The sequence below is a fragment of the Chryseobacterium lineare genome (genome assembly GCF_977014045.1).
Genome location: NZ_CDRNIQ010000001.1, coordinates 3,235,203 through 3,248,876, shown reverse-complemented (window position 1 = coordinate 3,248,876; position 13,674 = coordinate 3,235,203). Strand labels below are relative to the sequence as shown.

12 protein-coding genes are annotated in these 13,674 nt (G+C 40.1%); 10 read left to right on the top strand and 2 right to left on the bottom strand.

What is annotated here, in order from left to right:
- Nucleotides 1-6 precede the first annotated feature (6 nt).
- From ACWNCI_RS14475 to lepA, 3 genes are all read left to right on the top strand, one after another.
- A complete protein-coding gene (locus ACWNCI_RS14475) occupies nt 7-507 on the top strand; it encodes a hypothetical protein (protein ID WP_346983668.1) in 501 nt (166 codons plus the stop codon).
- Nucleotides 508-648: 141 nt separating this feature from the next.
- Nucleotides 649-1,704: a hypothetical protein gene (locus tag ACWNCI_RS14470; protein WP_449388835.1), complete on the top strand. Its 1,056-nt coding sequence runs from the start codon at nt 649-651 to the stop codon at nt 1,702-1,704.
- 173 nt (nt 1,705-1,877) lie between these two features.
- Nucleotides 1,878-3,674: a translation elongation factor 4 gene (gene lepA / locus ACWNCI_RS14465; protein ID WP_346983670.1), complete on the top strand. Its 1,797-nt coding sequence runs from the start codon at nt 1,878-1,880 to the stop codon at nt 3,672-3,674.
- Nucleotides 3,675-3,710: 36 nt separating this feature from the next.
- Here lepA and ACWNCI_RS14460 read toward each other — a convergent pair whose 3' ends face one another.
- Nucleotides 3,711-3,920, bottom strand: coding sequence for a hypothetical protein (locus ACWNCI_RS14460; RefSeq protein WP_449388834.1), 210 nt, complete (start codon nt 3,918-3,920; stop codon nt 3,711-3,713).
- A 289-nt stretch (nt 3,921-4,209) separates the two neighbouring features.
- On the opposite strand from ACWNCI_RS14460, the gene ACWNCI_RS14455 reads away from it, so the two are divergent.
- The 7 genes from ACWNCI_RS14455 (at nt 4,210) to ACWNCI_RS14425 (ending at nt 10,961) form a co-directional block, all read left to right on the top strand.
- Entirely contained in the window at nt 4,210-4,905 is a 696-nt protein-coding gene (locus ACWNCI_RS14455; RefSeq protein WP_449388833.1) for an NUDIX hydrolase, read from the top strand.
- Nucleotides 4,906-5,318: 413 nt separating this feature from the next.
- A complete protein-coding gene (locus tag ACWNCI_RS14450; RefSeq protein ID WP_449388832.1) occupies nt 5,319-6,167 on the top strand; it encodes a hypothetical protein in 849 nt (282 codons plus the stop codon).
- A 3-nt stretch (nt 6,168-6,170) separates the two neighbouring features.
- Entirely contained in the window at nt 6,171-7,244 is a 1,074-nt protein-coding gene (locus ACWNCI_RS14445) for an adenylosuccinate synthetase (RefSeq protein WP_449388831.1), read from the top strand.
- Between the two features lie 178 nt (nt 7,245-7,422).
- Nucleotides 7,423-7,836 (top strand): ADP-ribosylation/crystallin J1, encoded by a 414-nt coding sequence (locus tag ACWNCI_RS14440; protein ID WP_449388830.1) that lies wholly within the window; start codon nt 7,423-7,425, stop codon nt 7,834-7,836.
- Between the two features lie 14 nt (nt 7,837-7,850).
- Nucleotides 7,851-8,360: an O-acetyl-ADP-ribose deacetylase gene (locus ACWNCI_RS14435; RefSeq protein ID WP_449388829.1), complete on the top strand. Its 510-nt coding sequence runs from the start codon at nt 7,851-7,853 to the stop codon at nt 8,358-8,360.
- A 427-nt stretch (nt 8,361-8,787) separates the two neighbouring features.
- A complete protein-coding gene (locus tag ACWNCI_RS14430) occupies nt 8,788-9,474 on the top strand; it encodes an SIR2 family NAD-dependent protein deacylase (RefSeq protein WP_449388828.1) in 687 nt (228 codons plus the stop codon).
- A 947-nt stretch (nt 9,475-10,421) separates the two neighbouring features.
- Nucleotides 10,422-10,961 carry an RNA 2'-phosphotransferase gene (locus ACWNCI_RS14425; RefSeq protein ID WP_449388827.1) on the top strand — a complete coding sequence of 180 codons (540 nt, stop codon included), beginning with the start codon at nt 10,422-10,424 and terminating at the stop codon, nt 10,959-10,961.
- Between the two features lie 1,966 nt (nt 10,962-12,927).
- Here ACWNCI_RS14425 and ACWNCI_RS14420 read toward each other — a convergent pair.
- The gene (locus ACWNCI_RS14420) at nt 12,928-13,662 is read right to left on the bottom strand and encodes a DNA-binding domain-containing protein (RefSeq protein ID WP_449388826.1); all 735 of its coding nucleotides are present in this window, start codon (nt 13,660-13,662) and stop codon (nt 12,928-12,930) included.
- Nucleotides 13,663-13,674: the final 12 nt, after the last annotated feature.

Here is a 13,674-nt window from a genome sequence, read left to right as displayed (position 1 = left end):
GAAAAGATGAAAAAGATATTATTTACGCTTTTTATCATATACGGGTTTGGTCTTAATGCCCAAAAAACCGATTACGACTGGAAAAAGATGGATCCAAAGCAAAGAAAGGAAGTCATCAACAGTCTGTCCCCGGAAGAAAGAAAAGCACTTCTGACAAAATTCAGAAATAATATGGTGATGGATAATCTGGATATAGATCCCAGTGACAAAGAAGAATTTACAGATGTTTACAATGAATATCTTGAAAGTCAGAAGCAGATAAAAAGTCAGTTTAATTCTGATTTTAATCCGGATAATTTGTCTGATGATGAAGCGAAGGCTAAACTTCAGCAAAGTTTTGACGTAGGGCAGAAGCTGCTGGACAACAGGAAAAAATATGCTGATAAAATGCAGCAGGTAATTCCTTGTCAGAAAGTCTTGAAGCTGTTTCAGACAGAGGGAATGATGAGAGATAAAATGAATGAAAGAAAACCTCACGGAAACAACAACGCTACAAGACAAAAATAAAACCATAATAGTTTATTTTTTTAATGTTGGACGACTCTTGCAATTTATTGTGAGAGTCGTTTAATTTAAAATAATCTTTATTTTTACAAAAGGTTATTTCAACCGATAAAGCTATCTTTATTCACCAACGACTTTTATTTTATGAAAAAATTACTGCAAATCATTCTAATCTTCGTCTCAGTCCTCATCTTTTCGCAGAAGCAGGAAATAATTAAAGAAAGGGGAAATCTCTCCAATCCAAAAGGAAATATTTACAAATCTCTGGAAGTCATCGACCAACGAGCTGATCAGAATATTGGCGAACTGCCTTTTGGAGATAATAAAGAAATGAGAGAAATCATTTTTCCTGCCACAGTCGGCGATTTCCTTGGAAAATGGTATGCCGACAGCAATCACAAAGGCGGAAAATACGAAATGGTTTTGGTGCTGAAACACTTGAAGACATATCTTGGAGAAACGAACGGAAAAGAAACCGAAGGCGATATTGAATTTTCTGCCCAGGCTTTCATGAAAGAAGGCGACCAATATAAATTTATCTATAAAAAAGATACGGTGTACAGCTTCAAAAGCAGGAATATTTCGGATGTAATGATGAAAAACATCCCGGTGGTTTTTGCTATGTTCCTAAAGAAAACCTATACGGTTAAGCCCAGAGAAAATGCAGTTTCTCTGGATGCTCTCACAGATTATGAAGGCTATGTAAGAAATAATTCTGCGGCATATAAGAATGATCAGCTGAAAGATGGTGTCTATCTGAGCCATGAAGCCTTTATGAACCAAACTCCGGAACATGGAAAATATATCTTGGAAAAAAATGCAAATGGATCTGTAACAAAAGCCGTAAAAGAAGAGAACGGCAAAAAAAACAGAATTTCAGCAAGGGAAATGTATGGATATGTAGAAAATGGAAAACCGTATAAACAAACCTATTCCGGATTTCAGGAGCTGAATAAAAATGACAGAGGTTTTTATCTGATCAGCAACTGGGGATATCTGGTACCGGCTAGGAATTCCTCTCTGTTTATAAGTGTTGGAGGAGCTACAAACGGAGGGGTGTATGGTGGTCTTGCCGTAGGTCTTGTAGGATTGTTTGAAAAGAGCATGAGACAAAGCAGGATGAGGAGAGAAGATAAGTTTCCTGTTTATATTGATCCGTTAACCGGAGAATATGATTTTTCAGAAGAATATGAACAATAAAAAAGGAATACGATGTGTCTCTCTTTTTGCTTCATTCATCCGTAGAATAGAAAGAGAAAGTATTTTCTATTATAACTTAAAATTGTTATTAAAAGTATTTAAATCACGATTTAAAATTAAGAATTAGAAATTCTCTCGCATTTTGTTATCTTTGCAAATTACAACGTTCTTAAATGAAAAACATACGAAATTTTTGCATAATCGCTCATATCGACCACGGGAAAAGTACGCTGGCAGACCGTCTTTTGGAGTACACGAATACCGTCACTCAAAGAGAACTTCAGTCTCAGACACTGGATGATATGGATCTGGAGAAAGAACGTGGGATTACGATTAAGTCTCACGCCATTCAGATGGATTATGAATATAAAGGCGAAAAATATATCTTAAACCTTATTGATACTCCTGGACACGTAGATTTCTCCTATGAAGTTTCCCGGTCCATTGCTGCCTGTGAAGGAGCGCTTCTTATTGTAGACGCAGCACAGAGCATCCAGGCACAGACGATCAGTAATCTGTATCTTGCCCTGGAAAATGATCTTACCATCATTCCGATTCTGAATAAAATAGATCTTCCTTCCGCAAATCCGGAAGAAGTAACCGATGAGATCATGAATCTGATCGGCTGTGATTATGATGACGTTTTAAGAGTTTCAGGGAAAACAGGAGAAGGCGTTCACAAACTGCTGGAGCAGATTGTTGAAAGAATTCCGGCTCCGGTGGGAGATCCTGATGCGCCGCTTCAGGCATTAATCTTTGACTCGGTGTATAATCCGTTCAGAGGAATTGAGGCTTACTTTAAAGTAGTAAACGGAAGTATTTCTAAAAATGAGAAAATTAAGTTTTTCGCTACCGGTAAAGAATATGGTGCAGATGAAGTGGGAACACTGAAACTTAAGCAGGTTCCGAAAAAGACCATTCAGTGTGGTGATGTAGGATATCTTGTTTCCGGAATTAAAGATGCGAGAGAAGTAAAGGTGGGAGATACCGTGACATCATTCGAAAAGCCGGCATCAGGACCTATTGAAGGTTTTGAAGAAGTAAAGCCGATGGTTTTCGCGGGTATTTATCCTATTGATTCTGAAGATTTCGAAGAGCTCAGATTCTCTCTTGAAAAGTTGAGATTAAATGATGCTTCACTGGTATTCGAGCCGGAAAGTTCGGCAGCATTAGGTTTTGGTTTCCGTTGCGGATTCCTGGGAATGCTCCATATGGAAATCGTGCAGGAACGTCTGGATCGTGAGTTTAACATGAATGTGATCACCACAGTACCGAACGTTTCTTATTTCGGATATACCAAAAAAGAACCGGAAGTTCCGATCCTCATCAACAATCCGTCCGAAATGATGGATCCGTCTACGATGGATAGAGTGGAAGAACCTTTCATCAAAGCTTCCATTATTACAAAATCTGACTTTGTGGGCGCGGTAATGACCCTTTGTATTGAGAAAAGAGGAGAGATCGTTAACCAAAGCTACCTTACCTCTGAAAGAGTAGAGCTTATTTTCAATATGCCGTTGGCTGAAGTTGTTTTTGATTTCTATGACAGGCTGAAATCAATTTCAAAAGGATATGCGTCATTCGATTACCATCCTATAGGTTTCAGAGCTTCCAAGCTGGTAAAGATGGATATCCTGATCAACGGAGATATGGTAGATGCATTATCTTCACTGATTCACGATTCCAATGCGTATCATATTGGAAAAAAGATGTGCGAAAAACTTCGTGAGCTGATTCCGAGACAGCAGTTTGATATTGCTGTGCAGGCCGCTTTAGGAACAAAAGTAATTGCGAGGGAAACGATTAAAGCATTAAGAAAAGATGTTACCGCAAAATGTTACGGAGGGGATATTTCCAGAAAAAGAAAGCTCCTTGAAAAACAAAAAGAAGGTAAAAAGAAAATGAAGCAGATCGGAAGGGTAGAAGTACCTCAATCGGCCTTCATGGCAGTTCTGAAACTTAATGATTAACATAAAAAAAGACCGAGAATTCTCGGTCTTTTTCTTTTAAATATTCCTCTGCTTTTGCAGAAGATTTCCCTGGATTACCAATGCTCCTAATCCGATGATTACTTCTGCAATTCCTAAAATTCTCACAAGATTCGGACCGCATACAAGGCATTCCGGCTCAGGAAAAGGTCTCTTTCCTCCAATAATAATCAGAACTCCTCCAATGATAATGATGACCACAATAAATGCTCTTAATAATGATTTCATAATGGTATAAAATTAGTTTTTAATGCCTACTTTTTAAGGATTTCGGCGTTCCCTTTTGTTTATCCAAAATTGAATATAATTATCAGAAAATCAATACGTAAAATCACTATTTTGTTACAGTAGATTCACGATAATTTACACAGGAACTTAAAATCAGGCAATCTTATAAATGGTTTATCCTTTCGTTAAATTTTAAAGAACAGATTATATTTTACAGAATTTTCGGTTTACCGTTGAAAGTATTTCTTCTAAATCGTAATTTTGTGTACTCACAACGCAAATTAAGACAATGAATACTCCAAAGAAGTTACAGGATATAAAAGTAGCGGTAGACGCAGTTGTTTTCGGATACTTTGATAAAAAAGACCTTCAGATTCTTCTTATCAAAAGGAATATCGAACCTTTCAAAGGAGGATGGGCGCTGCCTGGCGGACTGGTTCTCGATGATGAAAACCTTGATGATGCTGTCAGAAGAGAACTTCATGAAGAGGCAGGAATAAAGCCCGATTTCCTGGAGCAGCTGTACACTTTTGGCGACGTGGGCCGTGATCCCCGAAACAGGGTCGTTTCGGTGACGTATCTTGGATTAGTGAACCCTTCTTACCATCAGCTCTCTGCCGACTCGGATGCGGATGATGCCCAATGGTTCAGTGTCAATAATCTTCCTGAACTGGCTTTCGACCATAAAACCATCATTGATCTGGCTTTAAAAAGACTTCGAACCAAAATACAGTATCACCCGATCGGTTTTAATTTATTGAATGAAGAATTTCCATTCTCAGATCTCGAGAATCTTTATAAAACCATTATCGGACAGGAGATCGACCGTCGTAATTTCCGTAAAAAGATCATGAGCTACGGACTATTAAATGAAACTCAGAATGTAAGGAAAGAAGGCAGCGGAAGGCCCGGAAAGCTGTTTACCTTCAATCAGGAGAAATACAAGGAACTGGAAGAAGAAGGCTTTTATTTTGAAATAAAATAGTTTTAGTTTCATATCAGGTTTATGATCTATGATTTAAATGACACATCTTACTTATTCTGATAAATAAATCTGCGTAATCATCATGATCTGCGTGGGATTATAAAAAGAAAAGCAGGAAATCCTGTAGAAACGACATTCAATAGGAACACGCTTCAGTCGGTTTTCATTAATTATACCATACGGGTTTAGGCCAAAATTTATCAGTCCCAATACTTACTTCCTGAAATTTTAATACTGAAAATCAATTGTTTAATATTTTTAGCGTAAAATTAACACAAATTGATTTGGCAGATAAAATCATAATGCTTTAAATTTGTGTAATAATAACGCAATTAGGGTTGCAAGTACATTCAAAAAGGTGTTATTAAAGTGAATAAACAATACAAATCAGTCTTAAACTAAAATTTTAAGTTATGGGAAGTACAAGATACGACATGGACGCTCGTTTCGACAGAGCAAGAAAGATGGGATATGCATCAAAAAGTGCAGGTGAAATTTTCACTCAGAATGCTAAAAGAAAGGCACATGAATCTATGAATCCAAATGGTATTTCCTTCAGGGAGGCAAGAGATTCATCCGTACATCCGAACTCATTTCCAATTATTTTAGGGCTGGATGTTACCGGAAGCATGGGACATATTCCTTACAACCTGATTCAGGAAGGGCTTCCTAAATTAATGGGCGGAATCATTCAAGGGGGCGTTCCCGATGCTGCCTTGCTATTTATGGGAATCGGGGATCATGAATGTGACAATTACCCTCTACAGGCAGGGCAGTTTGAATCCGGGGATGAAGAACTCGATATGTGGCTTACCCGAACGTATATAGAATCCGGAGGGGGCGGAAACGCTGGAGAAAGTTATCTTCTGGCCTGGTATTTTGCCGCTTTCCATACCAGAACCGATGCCTTTGAAAAAAGAAACCAAAAAGGGCTGCTGTTTACCATAGGTGATGAACCTTGCCTGAAAACGCTTCCTGCCTCTGCAATCAGAGAAATCGTGGGAACGGGGCAGCAGACGTTTACCCATACAGAACTCCTTGCCGAAGCAAGAAAGAAGTATGAGGTGTATCACATCAGTGTTCTGCACTCAGAGCAGGCCATACGGGCAGACCGTGGCTGGAAAGAACTGCTGGGGCAACACTGTGTTTCCATAACCGATTACAGGGATGTGCCATACGTTGTCAAAGAAATCGTATGCAAGACCTATAAAGAGGCAGGATACGGAAACCGTGAAGGATGGGGTGAAATTCAGATACTATAAAAGATGAAAACAGCAGATATTGTCATAGGTTTGGGATTCGGAGACGAAGGAAAAGGGATTACCACAGACTTTCTGGCATCCCGAAATCCCAATGCTGTTGTGATCCGGTTTTCGGGAGGGCAACAGGCTGCACATACGGTGATGATCGATGACAGGAAGCATGTGCATTCTAGCTTTTGCAGTGGAGCATTGCGGGGACTGCCGTCTTATTTTACGGAACATTGTACCATTCATCCGGTTTTCCTGTATAATGAATGGAAGGAATTAAAAGATAAAAACGGAAACACCAACCTTCATATTCATCCGCTGGCCAGGGTGACGACGCCTTTCGATGTCCTTCACAACAGGAAAGATATAAGAAATACAGAACACGGAACCTGCGGAAAAGGAGTAGGAGCTACCATGAAACGTCATGAAAGCCCCTACAGGCTTTTTGCCGCCGACCTGATCACTCCAAGATCCCTGCTGATCGAAAAGCTAAAAGGGATAGCCTTTTATTATGGCTTTTCGGAAGGAGAGGAGATACAAAATGCGCTGGATGATTTTCTGAATGCCATCGATCAGATAGAGTGGAATATTGCAGGTTATGACTACCTCAATTCATTTGAACATCTTATTTTTGAAGGCAGCCAGGGAATCCTGCTCGATATGGATCATGGTGTATTTCCGAATGTGACGTATGCTCATACCACATCAAAAAATGCCCATGAAGTATGCCGGCAATTAGAAATTGAGCATATCGAAATGTTTTATGTCACCAGAATCTATGCTACACGCCACGGCAACGGATGGATGAGTAATGAAAAGCAACTGCCTTTGCAGAACAATGAAGAAGAAACCTGTACCTTTAATGAATACCAGGGAGTCTTCCGTACAGGAGATCTGGATTATGAGCTGCTGAATTATGCTTTGAAAGTGGATGAAGGCTATGGATATGCATACCGCAAAAACCTGATCATTACCTGCCTGGATCAGCTGGATGAGGAATTCCGTGTTGAAAAGCTTACGACGAAGTTTGATGCCCTATTCGGATCGTATTCTCCGTATGCAAAGGATTTTAAAAGGATGGATGAATAAATTTTAAATAAAGACAATTTTAAGTTGGCTATTGTATCAAAATACAGCATGTCAAAATGTACTATACCCGTTGATTCGTCAAGTGGATTATCATATCAATAGGAATGGGCTTTAGCCCATTTTAAAGATTGAATGGTTAAAAGGCTTTAGCCGAAACTTAAATTAAGAAGAAGAAGAAATGAAAACAAAAACGCTATACAGACCGGTCGGGGAGAAAGAAATGCTTTTAATTATCGAAAGTAAGTACAAAGAATTTCCTGCCAGACTGGAATGGCAGCCGATATTCTATCCGGTTCTTAACGAAGATTATGCTTCCGAAATTGCCGAAAAATGGAATACGCGAGACGAATCAGGAAACTATCTTGGGTTCGTAACACGTTTTGAAATGGTGGAGAGTTTCCTGAATAAATATCCGTCTCAAAATGTCGGAGCAAAGAATCATAATGAATTATGGATTCCTGCTGAAGAGCTGGGAGCTTTTAACCAAGCTATTGTCGGAAATATTGAGGTAATAAAAGTATTTATAGGAAAGGATTTTAAGAAGCCAGCCAATACTGAAATTGAAAACTTGATTGCAAATTTTAAATTCTAGTTAATTAAGGTCTCATGAAAATCGAAATAATAAAAGGAGATATTACCCGAATTCAAGCAGATGCTATCGTCAATGCCGCCAATTCTTCTTTGCTCGGCGGGGGTGGAGTAGACGGAGCCATACACCGTGCGGGTGGATCAAAGATTTTAGAAGAATGTAAAGAAATCAGAAACAGGCAGGGAAAATGCAAAACCGGAGAAGCGGTTGTGACAACAGCCGGAAACCTCCCTTCACAATATGTCATTCATACGGTCGGACCGGTCTGGACCGGTAAAGAAGAAGAGACTTCCACTCTTTTGGCCAACTGCTATAGAAATTCCATGAAGCTGGCTGAAAGTCTGGATGTAAAAGTCATCGCTTTTCCTAACATCAGCACAGGAGTGTACAGATTTCCTAAAGCATTAGCCGGAACAATTGCCGTTGAATCGGTAAGGGATTTTAAATCTGATATCCTTGAGAAAGTCATTTTCGTATGCTTTGATGATGAAAATGAAGACATTTATAGAAGAATTATTGAAAAATAATATAATCCATTGTGCATTTTGAAATATTTCAATATTCGATTCGTCAATTCGAGTATTTTTTTCGTAACAAAGTGAAGAAAAAATGTATCGGGAACTTTTAAGTGCGGGAGACTCGTAATCCAACTTCTCGATACGATTTTTGAAAAAAATCTACTCGAAGTGACGTGTGCATTAATTACACAATACGAATGTTCGTCCGTCTGTTCGAGTAAAATTCTGAAAGAATTTTTTATCGAGAACCTATAAGTATGGCAACTCGCAGTGCAACTTCTCGATAATATTTTTTGAAAACTCGAAGTGACGAGAATGGATCAAAATGCACAATGGGTGTATTGTATCAAAATGTGGGTTATCATCAATAGGAATTTAGCCCATTTTAAAGATTGTTTACAAAAATTCTTTGTGTTTAATTACATAACAAAACAAAATGAAAAAACTAACCATATTAACCGGTGCCGGAATCAGTGCCGAAAGCGGAATAAAAACCTTCAGAGATGGAGACGGACTCTGGGAAAATCATAGCATTACAGATGTTGCCAGTCCGGAAGGATGGAGAAAAGACAGGAATCTGGTCCTGGAATTTTACAATCAGCGCCGTCGCCAGCTTCATGAAGTACAACCCAATGAAGCACATCATTTACTGGCCGAACTGGAACAGCATTTCGATGTTCAGATCATTACCCAGAATATTGATGATCTCCACGAAAGAGCAGGCTCCACCAATATCCTGCATCTGCATGGTGAACTGTTCAAATCATGCTCATGCAATAATAAAAACCTGATTTACGAACAGAAAGGCGATATCAACATTGGCGATAAAGCAGAAGATGGTGCGCAGTTGCGGCCTTTCATCGTGTGGTTCGGGGAAGATGTCCCGTTGATGAGAGAAGCGACCAAAATGGCAAGGGAAGCTGATATTTTCCTTGTAATCGGTACTTCCTTACAGGTATATCCGGCTGCCGGATTGCTCCATGAGATCAAAGACGACTGTCTTCTTATTGTTATTAACCCTAATGAAACAAGCTTTGGGTACGGACAAAGAGCCGTTGTCATGAAAGAAACGGCTACAAAAGGAATGAAATTACTGTTTGATAAACTCGTCAGTCTTGCGTGATGTACAGGGTGTGACTTCGAGATCCTCAGACCCCACTTTTTACAACTATTTGCGGTTTCTTACACTCAGCTGTCATTCTGAACACAGCGAAGCGGAGTGAAGAATCTCTAACGCTCCGCAAATGATAGCAACTCTTAAAAAGTCTTGGTGGCTTCGGCTCTGCTCAGCCACCAAATACTCCCACTCTCATACTCTCAAACCATCCGACCCTAAAACACCCACTTTGTCATTGACTCCGTCGAAATAACATTCATCGACTAAAAGGAGATAATCTTCGATTTCCGGGAGGAATCTCGGCATCGTTGGTAACATTAGCATGGAAAGATTCGGGCTTAGATCCCTACGGGATGACAATGGGGATGGATAGAATGGAGGTCATTGTGTAGGAAGTATTCTAGAACCACCCCGTCAAAAATTCTTTGAATTTTTGCCACCCCTCCAGAGGAGTGGAATTTTAAGTTGTCTTTGTTATCACTTGCAGCCAGCCATTAAAATAGTTGTCTTTGTGTTCTCTTTTAAGTCAAACGGCTTTGTGAAACTAAATATGCGCCATACTTTCAAAAAAACTTAGTGAGCTTCGTGTTCAAAAAAGAATGTGATATAAGGTATCAGGCTGAGCCTGTCGAAGCCTTAGTTATTAGGATGTGAGTATTGTATTGACCCTTCGACAAGCTCAGGGTGACAAGAGTACATAGTTTCAGTGATTGATATTAATGTGTGGATTAGCTATCATTTGCTGAGTGTTATAGTTTATGCTGAGCCTGCCGAAGTACTATTGCGAACGAAAATATATGCAATCATTTAAATAAAACCTTGCGCTCGTAGCGTTAAAATTCATTTCTAGGCCCTCAGTCACCACCAGTGATTGTCAGACACAATTGGTAACAAGGCAGGATATTGAAAAATTATTATATTAGAGAATAAATTAATGAAATAAAACACTAACCATGAACGAACAGCAAAAGAAAAAGATAAGTAAATTCCTCAGCCTCATTCTCCGTCATAAACCTGAAACCATCAACTTAAATTTAGATGAAAACGGCTGGGCAGATGTTGAGGAATTAAAGGAAAAATGCTCAAACCATGCAATACATTTCACCCTTGAAGATCTTGATGAGGTGGTAGAAACCAATGACAAGAGGCGTTTTATTTTTAACGAAGACAAAACCAGGATCAGAGCCAATCAGGGGCATTCTATTGATATTGATTTAGCGCTGAATCCACAACAACCGCCTGAGTTCCTTTACCATGGAACGGCGCAGGCCAATCTCGATTCTATTTTAGATAAAGGAATCGAAAAAAGAAACAGGCAACATGTTCATTTAAGCAGTGATAAAGAAACGGCAACAAAGGTCGGCATGCGTCATGGAAAACCAGTTATTCTGACCATCATGACAGGGCAAATGTTTAAAGAAGGAATTCTGTTTTACCTTTCCGAAAATAATGTCTGGCTGACTGATTTTATAGATCCTAAGTATATCTTGTAACGCAGGCCTTCGAGTGACCTCAGTCCCACCGTTTTACTACTCTTTGTCATCTCGGTAGGAATCTCGGCATCGTTGGTAACATTAGCATAGAAAGATTCGGGCTTAGATCCCTACGGGATGACAAGGGAGCGTGGTGGAATCCGTTAAATGGTGGCTTCGGCTTCGCTCAGCCACCAAATACTCCCACTCTCATACTCTCAAACCCTCCCATTCTCAAATCTCTATTCTAACCACCCCGTCAAAAATTCTTTGAATTTTCGCCACCCCTCCAGGGGAGTGGAATTTTTAAATTGTCCCTATGATCACTTGCAGTCAGCATTTACAATGGTTGGCTTTGTGTTCTCTTTTAAGTGAAACGGCTTTGTGATACTAAATTTTTAGTATTGGATTCCTCGTCAATTCGAGTGTTTTTTCGTAACAAGGTGAAGAAAAAATGTATCGAGAATGGCATTTATCCTCGAACTCACAAACTTCTCGATACGATTTTTTCAAAATCTACTCGAAGTGACGATAAACTCTGCGTTCTCTTTTAAGTGGAACGGCTTTGTGAAGCTAATAAGCATTATACTTTCAAAAAATCTTAGCGCACTTCGTGTTCAAAAAAAACAATGCAATATTAAATTTAGCTATCATTTGCTGAGCATTATAGTTTATGCTGAGCCTGCCGAAGTACCTTTGCGAACGGAAAATATACGCAATCATTTCAAATAAAACCTTGCGCTCGTGGCGTTAAAATTAATTTTCCATGATGTAGAGGATGTGACTTCGAGATCCTCAGTCACCGGCATTTTACAACTCTTTGTCGTTACTCAGAAACCCTCATACCTACTACTCTAAAACCCTCCCACCCACTTTGTCATTCCGGTAGGAATCTCGGCATCGTTGGTAACAGTAGCATGGAAAGATTCGGGCTTAGATCCCTGCGGGATGACAAGGGGGCATGGTGGAATCCGTTAAATGGTGGCTTCGGCTCCGCTCAGCCACCAAATACTCCCACTCTCATACTCTCAAACCCTCCGACCCTAAAACACCCACTTTGTCATTCCGGGAGGAATCTCGGCATAGTTGTTAAAGATAGCATGGAAAGATTCGGGCTTAGATCCCTACGGGATGACAATCGGAGTGGTAAGGTGGGGTTTCTAAAGTTTATAGTTAGTCTTCACAATAGTTGGCTTGGTGTCCTCTTCTAAGTGGAACGGCTTGGTGATACTAAATTTTAAGTATTGGATTCCTCGTCAATTCGAGTGTTTTTTCGTAACAAGGTGAAGAAAAAAAGTATCGAGAATGACATTTATCCTCAAACTCACAAACTTCTCGATACGATTTTTTCAAAATCTACTCGAAGTGACGATAAACTCTGCGAGCTCTTTTAAGTGGAACGGCTTTGTGAAACTAATAAGCATTATACTTTCAAAAAAACTTAGCGCACTTCGTGTTCAAAAAAAACAATGCAATATTAAATTTAGCTATCATTTGCTGAGCATTATAGTTTATGCTGAGCCTGCCGAAGTACCTTTGCGAACGGAAAATATACGCAATCATTTCAAATAAAACCTTGCGCTCGTGGCGTTAAAATTAATTTTCCATGATGTAGAGGATGTGACTTCGAGATCCTCAGTCACCGGCATTTTACAACTCTTTGTCGTTCCGTAGAACTCCCATACTCAGATACTCTAAAACACTCTCACCCTCCGACCCTCAAACTCTCCGACCCTCAAACTCAAATCCTCAAACTCAAAAACCCTTCCACAAAAAACTCCGGCCAGGACCCAAAACCCAACCGGAGCGCAGACAAATGATATTAGCCGGACTTTATGATACACTGCTCCTTTGCCGGCCGGAAAAGAGCTTCTTCTTTTTGCAATCCGATTGCATGGTACGTTGCAGGCATCTTGCAAGCCTCGGTGTAAGAGCCTTGTTAGCGCCCTTGCATACCCCTTGCAAGCACCGTTGCAATCCTCATGTTTTACTGGACGGTGAGTTCACGGTCAAAAACGGCGGTGCGAGGCTCTTTGAGCGTCATACTGCCTGCATATTGCGTCACCACTTCCAGCTGATAGGTGCCTGCGGGTAATGCAGGAATCACTACAATAAGCTCTGAAGGATTGTTCGTTACGATATCACTTTCCTCTACCATTGTTCTGACATTAGAGGAGGTATTGACAAAGAATACCCCAACAAAAGGATCGTTGCCTGCTACCTTGATCTTGCTTCCGGCAATCTTAAGGTTTCTGCCCGGAGTAAGTAGGTCATTGACCGAACCGCTCTTTACGTCCGTTACCTGCAAGATTATTGCAGAAGCCTCTGCCACGCCCAGGATTTCTACTTCAATATTGGGAATCTCTGCCCTCAGCTTCTCTCCCTGGTTGAACTGGAAGATAATACTGTGCTTATCTTTATTAAAAGTTTCTGACGGACTATCAAAAACCCCACGAATGGTGGTATTAGCCGTGAAATAACCAGTATTGATGGAGTACCCATCACAAAGCTGGTACGCCATTTCTTTAAGGAACAGCTCCGTCGCATGCTCCATTGCCGAAGCAGAAATATCTGCCCCTCCGCGGTTGGCGGCTGACTGGCAGATCTGTTGTACATTGAGACTGCGTTCGCTTGCGGTGCGTGCCGTGAAATCATTAGGATTGTCTTTCGTTAAAACATTATCGTACAGATACGCTTTGATTCTGTGAAGAATTGTTGCCATTGTTGTATATTT